This window comes from Mycobacterium sp. IS-3022 (assembly GCF_001500065.1).
Taxonomy (GTDB): domain Bacteria; phylum Actinomycetota; class Actinomycetes; order Mycobacteriales; family Mycobacteriaceae; genus Mycobacterium.
Genome location: NZ_LQIN01000026.1, coordinates 1 through 17412 on the forward strand (window position 1 = coordinate 1; position 17412 = coordinate 17412).

20 protein-coding genes are annotated in these 17412 nt (G+C 67.5%); 13 read left to right on the top strand and 7 right to left on the bottom strand.

Annotated features, from left to right (window positions below):
• Window positions 1-231: 231 nt before the first annotated feature.
• Window positions 232-699, top strand: coding sequence for a DUF1707 domain-containing protein (locus AU188_RS16825; protein WP_059164847.1), 468 nt, complete (start codon window positions 232-234; stop codon window positions 697-699).
• Here the strand turns inward: AU188_RS16825 and AU188_RS16830 are convergent.
• Both AU188_RS16830 and AU188_RS16835 read right to left on the bottom strand, forming a co-directional pair.
• Complete coding sequence (locus AU188_RS16830) at window positions 666-1322, bottom strand: response regulator (protein WP_059164857.1); 657 nt, start codon at window positions 1320-1322, stop codon at window positions 666-668. The genes AU188_RS16825 and AU188_RS16830 overlap by 34 nt on opposite strands.
• Window positions 1322-2293 carry a HAMP domain-containing sensor histidine kinase gene (locus tag AU188_RS16835; protein ID WP_059164848.1) on the bottom strand — a complete coding sequence of 324 codons (972 nt, stop codon included), beginning with the start codon at window positions 2291-2293 and terminating at the stop codon, window positions 1322-1324. The genes AU188_RS16830 and AU188_RS16835 overlap by 1 nt, the downstream gene beginning before the upstream one ends.
• Window positions 2294-2504: 211 nt before the next feature.
• Between AU188_RS16835 and AU188_RS16840 the strand changes: the two genes are divergently transcribed.
• The 9 genes from AU188_RS16840 (at window position 2505) to AU188_RS16880 (ending at window position 11497) form a co-directional block, all read left to right on the top strand.
• Window positions 2505-3008, top strand: a complete 504-nt coding sequence (locus tag AU188_RS16840; protein ID WP_286137530.1) for a CBS domain-containing protein — start codon at window positions 2505-2507, stop codon at window positions 3006-3008.
• Between the two features lie 12 nt (window positions 3009-3020).
• Window positions 3021-4307, top strand: coding sequence for an ArsB/NhaD family transporter (locus tag AU188_RS16845; protein WP_059099251.1), 1287 nt, complete (start codon window positions 3021-3023; stop codon window positions 4305-4307).
• A 148-nt stretch (window positions 4308-4455) separates the two neighbouring features.
• Complete coding sequence (locus AU188_RS16850; protein WP_059164859.1) at window positions 4456-7341, top strand: Na+/H+ antiporter subunit A; 2886 nt, start codon at window positions 4456-4458, stop codon at window positions 7339-7341.
• Complete coding sequence (locus AU188_RS16855; RefSeq protein WP_059099252.1) at window positions 7338-7808, top strand: Na(+)/H(+) antiporter subunit C; 471 nt, start codon at window positions 7338-7340, stop codon at window positions 7806-7808. The genes AU188_RS16850 and AU188_RS16855 overlap by 4 nt, the downstream gene beginning before the upstream one ends.
• Window positions 7809-7821: 13 nt before the next feature.
• The gene (locus tag AU188_RS16860) at window positions 7822-9417 is read left to right on the top strand and encodes a Na+/H+ antiporter subunit D (RefSeq protein WP_059099253.1); all 1596 of its coding nucleotides are present in this window, start codon (window positions 7822-7824) and stop codon (window positions 9415-9417) included.
• A complete protein-coding gene (locus tag AU188_RS16865) occupies window positions 9414-9959 on the top strand; it encodes a Na+/H+ antiporter subunit E (protein WP_059164849.1) in 546 nt (181 codons plus the stop codon). Before AU188_RS16860 ends, AU188_RS16865 begins: the two co-directional genes overlap by 4 nt.
• The gene (locus AU188_RS16870; RefSeq protein ID WP_059099255.1) at window positions 9956-10246 is read left to right on the top strand and encodes a monovalent cation/H+ antiporter complex subunit F; all 291 of its coding nucleotides are present in this window, start codon (window positions 9956-9958) and stop codon (window positions 10244-10246) included. The genes AU188_RS16865 and AU188_RS16870 overlap by 4 nt, the downstream gene beginning before the upstream one ends.
• A complete protein-coding gene (gene mnhG, locus AU188_RS16875) occupies window positions 10243-10605 on the top strand; it encodes a monovalent cation/H(+) antiporter subunit G (RefSeq protein WP_059164850.1) in 363 nt (120 codons plus the stop codon). The genes AU188_RS16870 and mnhG overlap by 4 nt, the downstream gene beginning before the upstream one ends.
• Window positions 10592-11497 carry an SAM-dependent methyltransferase gene (locus AU188_RS16880; RefSeq protein ID WP_059164851.1) on the top strand — a complete coding sequence of 302 codons (906 nt, stop codon included), beginning with the start codon at window positions 10592-10594 and terminating at the stop codon, window positions 11495-11497. The genes mnhG and AU188_RS16880 overlap by 14 nt, the downstream gene beginning before the upstream one ends.
• A gap of 107 nt (window positions 11498-11604) precedes the next feature.
• Here AU188_RS16880 and AU188_RS16885 read toward each other — a convergent pair whose 3' ends face one another.
• The 5 genes from AU188_RS16885 to napA are packed head-to-tail and all read right to left on the bottom strand — an operon-like array spanning window position 11605 to window position 14887.
• The gene (locus AU188_RS16885) at window positions 11605-12243 is read right to left on the bottom strand and encodes an LON peptidase substrate-binding domain-containing protein (protein ID WP_059164852.1); all 639 of its coding nucleotides are present in this window, start codon (window positions 12241-12243) and stop codon (window positions 11605-11607) included.
• Window position 12244: 1 nt separating this feature from the next.
• Entirely contained in the window at window positions 12245-13375 is a 1131-nt protein-coding gene (locus AU188_RS16890) for a glutamate--cysteine ligase (protein WP_059099262.1), read from the bottom strand.
• Entirely contained in the window at window positions 13356-14069 is a 714-nt protein-coding gene (gene sodC, locus AU188_RS16895; RefSeq protein WP_059099263.1) for a superoxide dismutase[Cu-Zn], read from the bottom strand. The genes AU188_RS16890 and sodC overlap by 20 nt, the downstream gene beginning before the upstream one ends.
• A gap of 10 nt (window positions 14070-14079) precedes the next feature.
• Entirely contained in the window at window positions 14080-14538 is a 459-nt protein-coding gene (locus AU188_RS16900; RefSeq protein WP_156426724.1) for a LytR C-terminal domain-containing protein, read from the bottom strand.
• A 40-nt stretch (window positions 14539-14578) separates the two neighbouring features.
• Window positions 14579-14887 (bottom strand): nucleoid-associated protein NapA, encoded by a 309-nt coding sequence (gene napA / locus AU188_RS16905; protein ID WP_059099327.1) that lies wholly within the window; start codon window positions 14885-14887, stop codon window positions 14579-14581.
• 123 nt (window positions 14888-15010) lie between these two features.
• On the opposite strand from napA, the gene AU188_RS16910 reads away from it, so the two are divergent.
• Genes AU188_RS16910 through AU188_RS16920 form a run of 3 tightly spaced genes read left to right on the top strand, consistent with a single transcriptional unit; the run spans window position 15011 to window position 17313 of the window.
• Window positions 15011-15604 carry a peptide deformylase gene (locus tag AU188_RS16910; RefSeq protein ID WP_059164854.1) on the top strand — a complete coding sequence of 198 codons (594 nt, stop codon included), beginning with the start codon at window positions 15011-15013 and terminating at the stop codon, window positions 15602-15604.
• Window positions 15604-16494: an N-acetylglutamate synthase, CG3035 family gene (locus AU188_RS16915; protein ID WP_059164855.1), complete on the top strand. Its 891-nt coding sequence runs from the start codon at window positions 15604-15606 to the stop codon at window positions 16492-16494. The genes AU188_RS16910 and AU188_RS16915 overlap by 1 nt, the downstream gene beginning before the upstream one ends.
• 3 nt (window positions 16495-16497) lie before the next feature.
• Window positions 16498-17313, top strand: coding sequence for an exodeoxyribonuclease III (locus AU188_RS16920; protein ID WP_059164856.1), 816 nt, complete (start codon window positions 16498-16500; stop codon window positions 17311-17313).
• Window positions 17314-17412 lie beyond the last annotated feature (99 nt).

Consider the following 17412-nt stretch of genomic DNA (forward strand, 5'->3'; position numbering starts at 1 on the left):
ACAATCAACGACGCCACTCAGCCATCGGAGGCCAACCCCCGATCAGCCGACTGTCACCAACCTGACTGCCGAGTACAGCTAGTCACCGTCGCGAACAGACGCAAAAGGCCTCAGAAAGGCGGGGTTTGCGAGCAGTGTACGGCTGCTCGACAAGCGGTATCTTGACAATGGCTAGTTCGCGCGGCATAGTCACACTTAGAACTTGTCATTGTCAAGATCTAGGAGGTCGCCATGCCCGCCACCGCACCCGCCGTCCGCGCCGGAGACCCCGATCGGGAGAAGACCGCGGACCTGCTCGGCCAGGCGCTCGCGCAGGGCTACCTCGAGATGCCGGAGTACGAAACGCGCCTGCAGTCCGCGTTCGCCGCGACGACCCGCCCCCAACTGCACGAGCTCACCGCCGACCTGCCCGTCGAGCGGCTCAGGCGCAATGACCCCCGCCGGCGCGAGGCCCGCAGGCGGTTGGCCCGGCGCGGCGTCCAGATCCATCTGGCCGGCTACCTGACGATGGTCGCGATCGTGCTGACCGTGTGGTTGGCGGTCGGACTGACCGCGGGCGCCTGGTACTTCTGGCCGATCTGGCCAATCCTCGGCGCGGGCATCGGCCTCCTCGGTCACGCGCTGCCCGTCCGGTACGCGCTACCGGCGACGCCCTGCCAGCGCCGTCACGGCTCGATCAATCCGGCGCGAATCGCGTAGCGGGTCAACGCCACTCGATCCTGCAAGCCGAGTTTGGCGAGCAGGTTCGTCCGATGCCGGTCGACGGTCTTGACGCTGATTCCCAACGTGTTCGCGATGTCTCGCGACGAGTACCCCTCGGCGATCAGCTTGAGCACCTCCTCTTCACGCGGCGTGAGGATGGTCTCGGGCAGCCCGTCGCCCTGCCGCGCGCGGTGCAGATAGTCGCGGATCAACGCCGTCACCGCACCCGCGTACAGGAACGGCTCCCCGCGCAGCGTGGCCCGACACGCCTCGAGCAGGTCGCGGTCGGCGACGGACTTCAGCACATAGCCCGACGCACCGGCCTTCAGCGCCTCGAAGAAGTACTGCTCGTTGTCGTACATCGACAGGATGAGGATCCGGACGTACGGATGGACCCGGTTCATCTCCCTGGCCGCCTGCAGGCCCGTCATTCTGGGCATCGCGATGTCGAGGATCGCCAGATCGACCGGGGTGTTCTCGAGCACCGCGAGTGCCTCATGCCCGTCGGCCGCCTCTGCGACCACCCGCAGGTCGGGCTCGGCGTCGAGGATCATCCGCAACCCGCTGCGCACCAACGCATGATCGTCGGCGAGCAGGATGCGCGCCGGCTGGGCGAACATCACCAACACCGCCGCGACGGAATCGACAGCCGCACCTCGGTGCCGTCACCGGCCGGGGAGGCGATCGTGAGGTCGGCGTCCACCAGCAACGCGCGCTCGCGCATCCCGTTGATCCCGGCGCCCTCGCTGACCACACCGCCGACGCCATCGTCGGCGATGCGCATCGTCAACCGATCGTCGGTGGTGTGCAGATCGAGCCACGCCTTGGTGGCCCCGGCATGTCTGGCGATGTTGGTCAGGCTTTCCTGCGCGACGCGGTAGCACACCAGCTCGACATCCGGCTTCAGCCGTTCCGATTGCAGGACAATGTGTTTGACGACGGGCAAGCCGGTCGCATTGGTGAACTCGGTGCACAGCGCGTTGAGCGCACTGTGCAGCCCCAGGTCCTCCAACGCCTCGGGACGCAACCGCCGCGCGATGCTGCGAACCTCGTCGAGGCTCGCGCGGACCGCTTCCTGGGTGTCTGCGAGCTCACCGCGGATCTCGGCGGGTGCACGGTCCACGGCACGCTTGAGGATGAGCAGCGCCACGGTCAACGTCTGCCCGATCTCGTCGTGCAACTCGCGCGCGATGCGCCGGCGCTCGTTCTCCTGCGCGGCCAGGGCCGACGCGCTGGCCGTGGTGCGTTCGGTCTCGAGCCGGTCCAGCATCGTGTTGAACGACGCGATGAGGTGGCGCAGGTCGCCGTTGCCACGGTCATCGACGCGGTCGGTGCGGCGGGGCGGATCGACGCGCCGCATCGATGCGGCGAGCCGGTCGAGCGGCGCCAGGCTCGATCGCAGCAACAGCGCGTTCGCGGACAGGATCACGGCGAGCCCGACGACGAGCACCGGAATCTCGGTGAGCTTGATACGGGACGACACCGTGGCGGGCGAAACCGCCAGGATCAGCGTGCCCAGCGTGAAGATCAGGCCGTTGATCAGGAAAACCCGCCGAAACAGCGCGGTCGCCGGCGTGCGCGCCCGTTTCATGACCTCAGCGTGGACCGTTGCCTCGGCATTTGTCCATACACTGCACCGCCCCCGCCGAATGGGTGTCAGCCCCGATGGTGGCCCCGGTTGAAGGCACCGAAACTGTCCTCACCATGCATATCTCGCCCGGATGGGAGGTCGAGATGCTGACAGGTCGACCCGTTCCGAACGGTTCGCGCAGGGTCGACGAACCGATCGGAGAGCGAGGACGATGACACTTACCGCCGACACCGCCGGGACCGGATGGAACGAGGTCATGCAAGCACACGAGATCGCCGTGACCCCTCCGACGGTCCGGATGGACGATCCGGTGTCCAAGGCCGTGCAACTGATGGTGGTCAACCGGCTGCCGGGGCTCGTCGTGGTCGACGACTCGGACCATCCCGTCGCGGTGCTGCCGGGCACCCAGGTGCTGAAGTTGACCATTCCGGAGTCCTATCGCGACGACCCGGCACTGGTGCGGACCGTCGACGAGATTCACGCCGACCTGTTCTGGCACGGGCCCGGCCGGCTCACCGTCGGGGACTGCCTACCCACCCCGGTGGCCAAACCGGTCACGGTCGCGCCGGACGCCACGCTGCTCGAGATCGCCACCGTGATGGCCACCAAGCGGAGCCCGCTGATCGCCGTCGTCGACCCGGGCGGCAAGCTCGTCGGCGCGGTGACGCTGGAAAGGCTTTTGACGAGCCTCGCCGTGGCCGGCCCCAACGACTGAGCCACCGGTTCCGTGCTGGCTCCGCTTCTGGCGCTGGCGATTTTCGTTGTCGCCTTTTGGTTTCTGGCGACTGAGCGCGCTAACAAGGTCACGACGGTTCTGGTCGCCGCGGGGCTGATGACCCTGTTGGGTCTGGCGCCCGGGGAGAAGGTGTTCTACTCCGAGCACGAGGGCATCGACTGGAACGTCATCTTCCTTCTGCTCGGCATGATGGTGATCGTCGGCGTCGTCAAACAGACCGGCGTCTTCGACTTCCTGGCGATCTGGGCCGCAAAACGCGCCAAGGGCAGGCCTTTTCGCCTCATGGTCATGCTGATGCTGATCACCGCGGTGGCCTCGCCGGTGCTGGACAACGTCACGATCATCATGCTCGTCGCGCCGGTGACGCTGGTCATCTGCGATCGGCTGGAGATCGCGGCCCAGCCGTTCCTCATCGCGGAGGTGCTCGCGTCGAACATCGGCGGCGCGGCCACCCTCATCGGCGATCCACCCAACATCATCATCGGCAGCCGCGCCGGCCTGACCTTCAACGACTTCCTGGTCAACATGGCGCCCGTGGTGGTGGTGATCTTCGCGCTGTTCGTGGTGTTCACCAAGTGGCTGTTCCGTCACGACCTGCGCGCCCACGAGATGCGCGTCGACAAGGTGATGGTGCTCCAGGAGCGGCGGGCGATCAGAGACACCCGCCTGCTGGTGCGGTCGATGTCCGTGCTCGCACTGGTCATCGTCGGGTTCGGCCTTCACTCGGTGCTGCACGTCGCGCCCTCGATCGTCGCGCTTCTCGGTGCGGGCACGATGCTGCTGGTCACCAACGTCGACGTCGCCGAGGTCCTCCCCGAGGTGGAGTGGCCGACGCTGGTGTTCTTCATGGGTCTGTTCGTCATGGTCGCCGGACTGGTGCACACCGGGGTGATCGGCTGGCTCGGCGATGCGGCGGTCAACCTCTTCGGCGACAACTTCTTCATGGCGGCGACGGGACTGCTGTTCGGTTCCGCGGTGCTCGGCGCGTTCATCGACAACATTCCGTATACGGCGACGATGGCCCCGGTGGTCGAGGACATGGCGGCCCAGGCTCCGGATGCGGAGACCGGCCGGGCGCTGTGGTGGGCGTTCGCGCTGGGCGCCTGCTTCTCCGGCAACGGCACCGCGATCGCCGCGAGCGCGAACGTGGTCGCGATCGGCATCGCCCAGCGCGCCGGTCACCGCATCAGCTTCTGGCGCTTCACCCGCTACGGCATCGTGGTGACGCTGCTCAGCACCTTGCTGGCGTGGGTGTACGTCTGGCTGCGGTACTTCTGATGAATTCGTCGCTCGCGACGCCGGGAGGTACCCCCGATCGGCCCACGTAGAATGTCCATCAACCGAAGGCCATTACTCGGCTGACACCCCGACCATCAGTTCTCCGGTTGGCGGCCGCGTGCCGTCCAACCCAACCGATCGGAGTGCCCTGCTCGCCGTTCTGCTCGCCCACGCGGTCGCCACCGCGCTGGCGCCGCTGCTTGTCTACAGGTGGGGGCGGACGGCGTTCTATCCGCTGGCGCTGGTGCCGCTCGTCTCGCTGATCTGGGTGGCGCTGAACTGGCCGGCGGCCGGTCGGTCGAGAACCGTCGACGTGCCGTGGGTGCCCGAGCTGTCGATGGACATCACGCTGCGCTTCGACGCGCTCGCCGCGATCATGAGCGTGCTGGTGCTCGGCATCGGTGCGCTGGTGCTGTTCTACTGCGCCGACTACTTCCAGCACCACGACGGCCGCAGCGAGAACCGGCTGCCCAGTTTCGCCGCCGAACTGGTCGCGTTCTCCGGCGCGATGTTCGGCCTGGTGATCAGCGACAACATGCTGATGCTCTACGTGTTCTGGGAGATCACCACCGTGCTGTCGTTCCTGCTGGTCGGCCATTACGCCGAGCGCGTCACCAGCAGGCGGGCGGCGACCCAGGCGCTGCTCGTGACGACGTTCGGCGGGCTGGCGATGCTGGTCGGCATCATCGTGCTCGGCAACATCGCCGGCACCTACCTGCTGTCGGAACTGCTCGCATCACCCCCGGCGGGAGCGGCGGTGTCGGTCGCCGTGGTGCTCATCCTCGTCGGAGCGCTGTCGAAGTCGGCGATCGTGCCGCTGCACTTCTGGCTGCCGGGCGCGATGGCCGCCCCGACACCGGTCAGTGCCTATCTGCACGCGGCGGCCATGGTCAAGGCGGGTGTCTACCTCGTCGCACGAATGACACCCGGGTTCGCCGACGTGGCCCCGTGGCGCCCGATGGTCGTCTCGCTGGGCCTGCTGACCATGCTGCTGGCCGGTTGGCGCGCGGTCCGCGAGTACGACCTCAAGCTGATTCTGGCGTTCGGCACGGTCAGCCAGTTGGGGTTGATCACCGTGATGGTGGGCACGGGCGGCAGCGACATGATGCTCGGCGGGTTGGCCATGCTGGTTGCGCACGCCATGTTCAAGGCGGCGCTTTTCATGGTCGTCGGCGTCATCGACCACGCCACCGGCACGCGTGACATCCGCAGGCTGGCCTGGCTCGGCGACCGCGCGCGCCCGCTGCTGATCATCGCGATCGGTGCGACCGCGAGCATGGCCGCGCTGCCGCCGTTCTTCGGTTTCGTCGCCAAGGAGGCCGACTTCGAGACCGTGCTCTACAGCCCGTATCTCGGTACCGCGTCGCCTTTCGTGTTGGCCGGCATCGTGCTCGGCTCGGTGTTCACCACCATCTACAGCCTGCGCTTCCTGTTCGGTGCATTCGGCCGCAAAGGACAGCCGCAACCGAGCAGGCGCGTCGTCGAGATGCACCGCCCGAAGCCCGCGTTCATGGCCGCGCCGGCCATCCTTTCGGCGGCGGGACTGGCGTTCGGGATCTGGCCGGTCGGCATCGGCGGCGTACTGGAGGACTACGCCGACACGGTGCCCGGCGGCGAGGACTACCACCTCGCGCTGTGGCACGGGGTGAACCTGCCGCTGCTGTTGTCGGTGCTCGTGGTCGCGACGGGCATCGCCGCCTTCGTCGGGCGCGAGCGGTTGCGCAAGATCCGCACCGTGCGCGAACCGCTGGGCAACGCCGACCACATCTACGACGGCGTCGTGCGCAAGCTTGACCTGTGGTCGGTGGAGCTCACCGCGGTCACCCAGCGCGGTTCGATCCCCGCCACCCAGACGGCGATCCTGTCGACACTCGTCCTGGTGCCGACGATGGTGTTGGCGCTCGGCGCCCGTGACCGCCCGAACTTCGCGCTGTGGGGTTCGCCGCTGCAGGTGGTGATCGGCCTGATCATCCTGGCCGCCGCGCTGGGTGCGCTGGTGATGCGCAACCGGTTGGCGGCGGTGCTGCTGGTCGGGGTCACCGGTTACGGCTGCGGGGCGATCTTCGCGTTGCACGGCGCACCCGATCTGGCCTTGACGCAGTTCCTCGTCGAGACGCTGACGCTCGTGGTGTTCGTCCTGGTGCTTCGGACGTTGCCCGCCGAGGCCGACCGCGTCCACATCAAACGGAATCGCTGGCCGCGGGCCGTGCTGGCGCTCGCGGTGGGTGCGACCGTGACCACGCTGACCGTGTACGCGATGGCCGCGCGCACCGGCGTCCCGATCGCGTCGTTGATCCCCGATGCGGCGTACTACCGCGGCCACGGCGCCAACGCCGTCAACGTGCTGCTGGTCGACATTCGCGCCTGGGACACCATGGGCGAGATCATGGTGCTCCTGGTCGCCGCGACCGGGGTGGCCTCAATGGTGTTCCGGCACAGGAGGTTCGGGGCACCACCGCGGGTGGCCGATGCCGGCCAGCCGGACATCGGGCGGCTTCCTGCGATCCTGAACACCAGCCCGGCGGCCGGGGAGATCACCTGGCTGCGGGGCAGCGAACTGCGCGACCCGCGGCACCGGTCGCTGATCCTGGAGGTCGCCACCCGGCTCGTCTTCCCGCTGATCATGGTGTTGTCGGCGTACTTCTTCTTCGCCGGGCACAACACCCCCGGCGGCGGATTCGCCGGCGGGTTGACCGCGGGCCTGGCGCTGGTGCTGCGCTATCTCGCGGGCGGACGTTACGAGCTCGGCGAGACGCTGCCGTTGGATGCGGGCAAGATCCTCGGCGTGGGCTTGTGCCTCTCGGCGGGCACCGCGTTCGCATCGCTGCTGGTGGGCGCGCCCGCGTTGTCGTCGGCGCTCATCGAGATCGAGGTACCGGTGCTCGGCACCGTCAAGTTCGTCACCGCGTTGTTCTTCGACCTCGGGGTGTACCTGATCGTCGTGGGCCTGGTGCTCGACGTGTTGCGCAGCCTCGGCGCCCGGATCGACGTGGAGTTGAGCCAGGAACAGAAGACGGCGGTGGCGGCCCGATGACCACCGCTTTCGTGCCACTCGTCCTGCTCGGCGGGCTCACCAGCGCCGGTGTCTACCTGCTGCTCGAGCGCAACCTGACCCGAATGTTGTTGGGACTGCTGCTGATCGGCAATGCGATCAATCTGTTGATCCTGGTGGTCGGCGGCCCGTCCGGTAATCCACCGGTGCGGGGCCGCACCAGTGAGGGCCACACCACCACCGCAGATCCGTTGGCGCAGGCGATGATCCTGACGGCCATCGTGATCACGATGGGCATCGCGGCTTTCGTACTGGCGATGGCGTACCGCAGCTACCGGTTGACCACCGAGGAGGAAGTGGGCGTCGACCCGGAGGATGCCAAGGTCTCCGAGCTGGCCGCGCTGGACACCGCCGCCGTCGAGGAGGACCGTCCCCGCCCCGATCGTTCGCGCGACACCGATGCGCCCGACGAATTGGACGCGCTGCCCGGATTCGAGGGCTCCAAATGACGGGCGGGCGCGCATGACGTTGGCGGGTACGTTGACACCGCTGCCGGTGCTGATCCCGACGCTCGGCGCGGCGGCCACGCTGATCGCCGGTCGACGGCCCCGACTGCAGCGACTCGTCACGCTTGTCGCGCTGTCGGTCGTCGTCGCGGTGTGCGGCGCGCTGCTCTACCTCGCCGACCGGGACGGCACCCTCGTGCTCTACGTCGGCGGCTGGGGTCAGTCGGTGCCCGGGATGGGACCGCTGGGCATCACGCTGGTGGTGGACCGGCTGTCGGCGATGATGCTCGTGGTGTCGTCGATCGTGTTGTTGGCCGTGGTGTTCTACGCGATCGGCCAGGGCATCCGCGACGGCGACGAACGCCAGCCCGTGTCGATCTTCATGCCGACCTATCTGGTGCTATCGGCCGGCGTCTACATGGCGTTCCTGGCCGGCGACCTGTTCAACCTCTTCGTCGGATTCGAGGTGCTACTGGCGGCGAGCTTCGTGCTGCTGACCATCGGGGCGAGCAAAGACCGTGTCCGCGCCGGCATTTCGTACGTGATGGTGTCGATGGTCTCGTCGCTGATATTCCTGTTCGGGATCGCACTCGTCTACGCGGCCACCGGGACGCTGAACCTGGCGGAGCTCGCGGTGCGCCTCGACGACGTGTCGACCGGCACCCGCTCGGCGATGTTCGCCGTGCTGCTGGTGGCCTTCGGCATCAAGGCCGCCGTGTTCCCGCTGTCGGCGTGGCTGCCCGACTCCTACCCGACGGCGCCCGCACCCGTGACCGCCGTGTTCGCCGGGCTGCTGACCAAAGTCGGTGTGTACGCGATCATCCGGGCGCACTCGCTGCTGTTCCCCAGCGGCGGCCTCGACCCGGTGCTCTTGGTGGCCGCCCTGCTGACCATGATCATCGGCATCCTCGGCGCGATCGCGCAGAGCGACATCAAGCGACTTCTGTCGTTCACGCTGGTGAGCCACATCGGTTACATGGTGTTCGGCATCGCGCTGTCCAACCAGCTCGGAATGTCGGGCGCGATCTACTATGTGGCGCACCACATTCTGGTGCAGACGACGCTGTTCCTGGTGGTCGGGCTGATCGAACGCCAGGCCGGTGCGTCGACGATGGACCGCCTCGGCGGCCTGGCGGCCGCCAGTCCGCTGCTGGCGTTCGTGTTCGTCGTGCCCGCGCTCAATCTCGGTGGCATACCGCCGTTCTCCGGCTTCATCGGCAAGATCGCGCTGCTGGAGGCGGGCGCGCAGGACGGCTCGGTGCTGGCCTGGACGCTGGTCGGCGGCGGCGTGGTGACCAGTTTGTTGACGCTCTACGTGGTGGCGCGGGTGTGGACCAAGGCGTTCTGGCGATCTCGCGAGGATGCGCCCGAGGGTCATCTGTCCGCAGCGTCACCCTCGGCGTTGCTCGATGAACCCGAGGATATCGAGTTCGTCGACCGCGACCACGTCGGCCGCATGCCGGCCGGGATGGTCGCGCCCACTGGTGCGCTGATCGCCGTCGGGCTGGCGCTGACCGTGCTCGCCGGGCCCATCTTCGGCTACAGCGAGCGCGCCGCGGGCGAGGTGTTGGACCGCGGCCAGTACATCACCGCCGTGGTGGGCCCGCGATGAGCGCACCCGTGAGAAGTATCGCGCTGCGCCTCTGGGTCATCTGCTGGCTGGTGCTGGTCTGGGTGCTCTTGTGGGGCAGCCTCTCTGCGGCCAACGTGCTGTCGGGCCTGGCTGTCGCGTTGTTGATCACGGTGCTGTTGCCGCTGCCGGCCGTGCCCGTCGAAGGCAAAGTGCATCTGCTGTCACTGATCCGGCTCCTGCTCACGGTCGCCTACCGGTTGGTGCTGTCCTCGGTGCAGGTCGCGTTGCTCGCGGTAAAGCCCCGTCCCCCGCTGTCGGCGGTGCTACGCGCCCAGCTTTCGGTGAAATCCGATCTGGTGCTGGCGCTGGCGGTCAATATTTTCAACCTGATTCCCGGCTCGATCGTGCTCGAGATCGACCAGACCCGGCGACTGCTCTACATGCACGTCATCGACGTCGGCTCCGACCGCGCGCTGAGCGCGTTCTACCACCAGGTGGCCGTGGTGGAGCGGCTGCTGGTCGCGACGTTCGAACGTCAGGAAGACTGGCGGCCCGCGGCCGCCGAGAAGGACGAGGTATGAACACCGTTTGGGTCATCGCGGCCGTGATGATCACCGCCGCGGCGGCGATCACGATGTTCCGCCTTCTGGCCGGGCCGAGCACCCTGGACCGTCTGGTGGCGGTCGACACCCTCATCGCGGTGGCGATGTGCGGGATCGGTATCTGGGCCGCCTACAGCCTGGACAGCACCGTGACGTACGGCTTGACCGCGTTGGCGTTGATCAGCTTCGTCGGCACGGTGAGCGTCGCGCGTTTCCGTGTGCCCGACGTCGAGACCCCACCGGCAGCCCGGAGGAGGCGGCGATGAACGTCCTCGACATCGTCACGAGCGTGCTTGTGCTGGGCGGCTCGACGCTCGCGCTGACCGCGGCGATTGGCGTGGTGCGCTTCCCCGACACGTTGACCCGGATGCATGCGGCATCCAAACCGCAGGTGCTCGGGCTCCTGTTGGTGCTCGCCGGCGCCGCAATCCGGCTGCGCGGCCAGGCCGACGTCGGAATGCTCGTGCTGACCGGATTGTTCACGGTGATCACCGCGCCGGTGGTGGCGAACCGGGTTGGCCAGCTGGCGTACCGGGAACAGAACGTTAGAGACGATCTCTTGACCACAGACGAGATCGACGAGTTCGCCGATCACACGGAAAGCGGTGGCAATGGCCAGGACTGAGGACGACAGCTGGGACATCACCGAGAGTGTCGGCGAGACCGCACTGGGTGTGGCTTGGTCCCGCGCGCTCGAGCAGGACAGCGATTGCCCGCTGTTCACCGACCCCTACGCGAAGATGTTCGTCGACGCTGCGGTGGAGCGAGGTTGGCAACTGCCGCCGACTTACATGGTCGAGCGGATCAAGGCCATCGGAGGGTATGCGGCCTCGCGCACCAAGTGGTTCGACGAGTTCTTCGTCGCCGCGGGCGCCAACGGGATCGACCAGGCGGTGATCCTCGCCGCCGGCCTCGACGCGCGGGCCTGGCGGCTGCCGTGGATCGACGACACCGTGGTCTACGAGATCGACCAGCCGATGGTGTTGGCGTTCAAGGCCGAGACGCTGCGCAAGCACGAGGCGACACCCGCCGCCGCGTATGCCCCGGTACCGATCGACCTTCGTGACGATTGGCCGAGAGCGTTGCGCGACGCGGGGTTTGACGCCAGCGAGCCGACCGCGTGGGCTGCCGAAGGACTGCTGCCATACCTACCTGCCAGCGGTCAGGATCTGCTGTTCGAACGCATTCACGAACTCAGCGCGCTCGGCAGCCGGATCGGCGTCGAGTCGTTCGGCGCGGGCTTCTTCGACCCGGAGTATCTCGCGAGTCGACGCGAGAAGCTGCAGCAGTACCGGCAGGAGGCCGGCGCAGAGGACGACGAGAACGTGTTCGACGTCGAGCATCTGTGGTTCGTCGAAGAGCGCACCGAGGTGACCGACTGGCTGAGCGACCACGGTTGGGAAGTGACCGCTATCGCTGCAGCGGATTTGATGGACCGCTACGGCCGATGCGCGGCCGGCGAAGCCGACGATTCCACGCCCCGAACGGTTTTCGTCGAGGGCCACAAGATCTGCTGAGAGCGGCTGCGCAAGGAGCAGTTCGTTCCCGACTAGCCGCCGAATCTGAACATACGCGCGATAATCTGCCGAAACCGCATGTCATAACTTCAGTTTCGGGGGAGCGCCTACTCCCCCGACGAGAGCTGGAACTCGACCATCGCGGTCACGGTCTCCACGGCGTCGCTGAGCGCCGCGAGCCGCTCGGCAGCAGAAGGCGCCGCCAGCACCGCATAGCGGTCGGCCTGGCCCATCGGCAGCCGAGACGCCAACGCGTACAACCACTTACCAGCGTCGTCGGAGGCATCGGCTCCCCTCACGATGTCGCGGGCGTCGACCTCGGCGCCGCGGGCGGCGGCGATGCGTTCGAACAATGCGACGATGCGGTCCTGGACATCACGGATCGCATCCACCTCGACGGGGTCGCCCGGCGCGTCCGGCCACGGCTCGACCGCGGCGCGCGGGTACGGATCGTCGGGTTGCCACTCGATCACCCGGATACGTTCGCCCATCATGCATTTCAACCGATATCGGCCATCGCCGAAGTCTGCGACCTCCGCGATGTGCGCGAGTGCACCGACGTCGCTGCGCGTATCCCCGCCGCCGACCTCCCGGCCCGCCGCGATCAGCACCACACCGAACGCCGGGTCCGACTCCGCCAGACAGTCCGAAACCAGCGCACTGTAACGGGGTTCGAAGATGCGCAGCGGGAGTTCCTCGCCGGGCAGCATGGCCACCTGCAGCGGGAACATCGGGATCGCCGGCACGTCAGATGTCCAGTTCGGCGACCAGGGCGTCGACCACCGCACGCAAGTCACCGTCGTGCTCCTCGGCGACGCGGCGTTGCCGTTGATACGACGCGCCGGAGGTGTAGATGTCGGCGACGCGCCTCAGTTCGTCGGCACAGTGCAGTGACGCGGCCACCGGTTCGAGCCGGTTCAGCAACTCGTCCAGGTCCTCGGTCACCAGCCGCTCGTTGCTGTCGGCGTCCTGGATGATGATCGCGTCGAGCCCGTATCGCGCCGCGCGCCACTTGTTTTCCTGCACATGCCACGGCGGCATGGTGGGCAGCGACTCGCCCGCGTCCAGGCGCCGGTCGAGGTCGACGACCAGACAATGCGTCAGCGCCACCAGCGCACTCAGCTCGCGCAGATTGGAAACACCGTCGAAGACTCGCACCTCCACCGTGCCGATGTGCGGGGAAGGCCGGATGTCCCAACGGATTTCGTTCATGTGGTCGATGATGCCGGTCTTCTTCTGGTCGTATACGAAGCGTTCCCACTCCGCCCACGTCTGGAAGTGGAACGGCAGCCCGGCCGTCGGCAGCTGCTGAAACATCATCGCCCGGTTGGAGGCGTAACCGGTGTCCTCACCGTCCCAGAACGGCGACGACGCCGACAACGCCAGCAGGTGCGGGTAGTGGTTGAGCAGCGAGGTGTTGATCGCCATCACCTTGTGCGCCGACCGGACCCCCACGTGCACATGCACACCCCAGATCAGCATCTGCCTGCCCCACCACTGGGTTCGCTTGATCAGTTCGGCGTAGCGCGGGGCGTCGGTGAGGCTGCCCGGCGACCATTTCGCGAACGGATGCGTGCCCGCGCAGAACAGATCCATGCCGCGGTTGCGGACGATCTGGCGGGCGGTCCCCAGCGTCGAGCGCAGGTCGTCCATCGCCTCGGGCACCGAATCGCAGATCCCCGTGACGAACTCGACCGTGTTGCGCAGCAGCTCTTTGTGCACGCGCGGGTTGTCGCCGAGTTCTTCGATGACCGCGGCCGCCCCGTTGCTCAAATCACGCGTCGTGGCGTCGACGAGAGCGAACTCCCACTCCACCCCGACGGTCGGCCGAGGCGAGCCGGCGAAGTCGATGCGGCTGTTAGCCGGTACCGATAACACCGCATGCCACCCGCGAGCCGGCGTCACCGGTCGCCAGAGTGGCCGCGTCCGGTGGCGGATCACCGTTGACCTGCTGGTAGCGCTCCGGCGGGATGTTGGCGAAATTGTCCGCCTTCTCGTGGATGATGATCGCCGTTCCCGCGCCCCCGGTGAGTTCCTCGGCGGTGAACGCGTCGGTCGTCGTCACCAACTTCGCCGAACCATCCTCGCGGACCTGCAGTGACGACAGGTCACCGCTGGCCGGATGACCGCTGTGCCCGGGCACCTGGAAGTGCCCGCCCGCGGAGTTGAAGTTCCCGGGCGCGCCGCCGGTGGGCGCGACCGAGTTGGCCTCGCACTTGCCGACCTGGTGAATGTGCATGCCGTGGAAGCCGGGCGTGAGCTCACCGGGTGTCGTCGTCTCCACGGTGACCGTGGCATAGCCGCCGCTGAACTGGATGTCGGCCTTGGCGACCGGGGTGCCGTCGGCCATTTTCAGTTCGGCCGTGAGTTTCTCGCCGCCGGGCTGACCTTCACCCTGGCCTTCGCCGTGACCGCCACTTCCCTCACCCGGCGGGGCCGCGGGCGCTGGAGAACCGGTCCAGACGGACGGTGTCGTGCCGGGCGCGCTGCTGGGTTGTTCGGGTGCGGCGCAGGCGCTCAACGCGAGAGCGGGGACGGAGAACAAGGCAGCAGCGGCGACGGTCTTGAACATGCGCAAGAGCCTAACCGGTGACCAAGACGACGACGCCCGGCGGTTGCTCGGCGAGCCCGGGCACCCGCGGTTCGACGGGCGCCTCGAGCAGTCGGCCCACCTCTTCGGCGGCCTCCCGCTCGCCGGGGGCGTCACTGAAGTACACGGTGGTGGCGGTCACCTCCGGCAGTTCGAGGTTGCCGGTCTCGGTGACGTTCCAGCCGGCCTCGCGCAACCGGTTGGCCGCTTCTTCGGCCGCGCCCTGCACCGTCGAGATGTTGAACACGCGGACTTCGGCCTTTTCCGGGGCCGCCGGTGTGCTCGTCGGCGTGCTGGTCGTCGTCGTGGTGGCCAGCGGCGCCTGGGTGTCGTCGTCGTCGCTGTCGGACCCCATCGCCTGGAACGCCACCAACAGGAACACCACGCCGAGGAAGAGCAGCACCATCACCATGGCGCGCAGTGGCAACCCGGACGAGTCTCGCTGGTTCATTGCGCCCACCTTATCGAGCGGGCCACGGGGCCCGGGAAACTCAGGTGACGTCGAAGCCGAGACGGCGCGCCGCCCGCGCCTTCTGCCGACTGGCCCGCAGCCGCCGCAACCGTTTGACCAGCATCGGGTCCGCCGCCAGCGCCTCCGGCCGGTCGACCAACGCGTTCAGCACCTGGTAGTAGCGGGTGGCCGACATCGAGAACAGTTCCCGGATGGCGTCTTCTTTGGAGCCCGCGTACTTCCACCACTGCCGTTCGAACGCGAGAATGTCGTGCTCGCGCCGGGTCAGCCCATCGGAGAGTTCGGAGTTGTCCCCGGATTGCTCAGTCCGCGCGATCGCGCCGTCCATCTGGCTTTTGGACCCTTCCGACAACTTGAATGACATCGCTGTGGTTCGGCGCTCATTCAACCACGGGTTTGGTTGATGAGCCGTCCGACATGCCCGCGAGTCGGCTCATTAAGCTTTCCGAGCATGGCAGTCGTTCCGATCCGCATCGTAGGAGATCCCGTCCTGCACACCGCTACCGAGCCGGTGCCTGTCGGGGACGACGGTTCGCTGCCCGCCGATCTCGCGGACTTGATCGCCGACCTCTACGACACGATGGACGCCGCGAACGGGGTCGGTCTGGCCGCGAATCAGATCGGGGTCGCCAAGCGGGTGTTCGTCTACGACTGCGCGGAGGTGCGGGGCCGCATCACCCGTCGCCGCGGCGTGGTCGTCAACCCGGTGCTGGAAACCTCCGAGGTGCCCGAGACCATGCCCGATCCGGACGACGACGACGAGGGTTGCCTTTCGGTGCCGGGCGAGTCGTTCCCGACGGGGCGGGCCACCTGGGCGAGGGTGACCGGCCTTGACGCCGACGGCACGCCGATCACCATCGAGGGAACCGACCTGTTCGCCCGGATGCTGCAGCACGAGACCGGCCACCTCGACGGCTTTCTGTATCTGGACCGGTTGGTCGGCAGGCACGCGCGCAGCGCCAAACGCACGGTGAAGTCGCACGGCTGGGGCGTGCCGGGCTTGTCGTGGCTGCCCGGTAAGGATCCCGATCCGTTCGGGCACTGATGCAATTACCTCCGGCCGGAGTTCGGGTGATGATCCGCTACCGGCTGCCCGCGGGTTCGGAACCGCCGCTCAACGACGTGGTCGGGCACCTTTTGGAGACCGGTCCGACGCTGCGGGTGCGCACCAAACACGGCGACACCGTGTCCGTCGACACCGACGACGTGGTCGTCATCAAGGAACTGCCGCCGGCGACCGTGCGCACCGCCGACATCCGCAACCTCGAACACGCGGCGGCGCTGGCATGGCCCGGGATCGAACGACGCTGGGTCCGCGGGTGGCTCCTGCGCGCCGCAGGCGGCCACACCCATCGCGCCAATTCCGCTGTGCCGCTGGGTTTCGAAGCGGACGCCTCGGCCCTGCCCGAAATCGCCGACTGGTACGGCGAGCGCGGACTGACGCCGTGGTTGTCGGTTCCGGACCGGCTATACCGGCTCGCCGACGCCCCGCCGCACCTCGAGACCGTTGTCATGGCGCGCGACATCGGCGCTGAAAACAGCTCAGCGACAGTGCTTCTCGATGCTGTACCGGATCCCGAGTGGCTCGCGCTGTATTCACGCGACGTGCCGGTCGACGTGTTGACCGCGGTCGTGGACGGCGAGGTCACGTTCGCGACGATCCCCGGTGCGGCGGTCGGCCGGGCCGCGGTGACAACGTCCCCCGACGGCCGGCGTTGGGTGGGGTTGTCGGCGGTGCGGGTGGCCGAGGAAGCGCGCGGACGGGGCCTGGCGCGGCAACTGTGCTCGACGCTGCTGGGCTGGGGTGCCGAGCATGGCGCGGCCCGCGGCTACGTGCAGGTGCTGGCCGACAATGCGGCGGCCATTCGACTTTACGAGTCGATGGGGTTCGCGGTGCAGCACCGGAGCCGCTACATCGACGCTCGTAGCCTGTAGGCCATGCGGATCGCTACCTGGAACGTCAACTCGATCCGAGCCCGGGTCGAGCGGGTCACCGACTGGCTCGAGCGGGCCGACGTCGACGTGCTGGCGATGCAGGAGACCAAGTGCAGCGACGAGCAGTTCCCGACGATGCCGTTTCTCGCCGCCGGTTACGAGGTGACGCACTGCGGCTTCAACCAGTGGAACGGGGTGGCGATCGCCTCGCGTGTCGGAATCGATGACGTGCAGGTCGGTTTCGACGGACAACCGACCTGGAGCGACAAACCCGAAGTGGAGGCGGCGGCCGAAGCTCGAGCGCTCGGCGCCACGTGCAACGGCGTCCGGGTGTGGAGCCTGTATGTGCCCAACGGCCGGTACGTCGGCTCACCGCACTACTTGTACAAGCTGCAATGGCTTGCGGCCCTGCGTGATACGGGGCACAAGTGGTTGTCCGAAGATCCGGGCGGGCAGATCGCGCTCGTCGGGGACTGGAACATCGCACCGACCGACGAGGACGTGTGGAGCGTCGAGTTCTACCGAGGCAGTACGCATGTCACCGAACCGGAACGCGAGGCCTTCGACGCGGTGGTCGAAGCCGGGTTCACCGATGTGGTGCGGCCGTTCGCGCCCGGCCCGGCGGTCTACACGTACTGGGACTACACCCAGTTACGGTTCCCGAAGAATCGCGGGATGCGCATCGACTTCGTCCTCGGCTCACCCGCGCTCGCGGAGCGCGTCACGCATGCCGAGATCGTCCGGGACGAACGCAAGAGCGGAAAGGACCGCATCGGAACGCCCAGTGATCACGCCCCGGTGCTGATCGAGTTGGCTTGACGCAGATCTGTCGGACCGTTCTTGTCTTGAGTCAAGAAATTGGCAGGTTTTCGTGGGTAATGGCGTGGAGGTAGGCCTGCCGTGGGGTGCGGTCGTCAA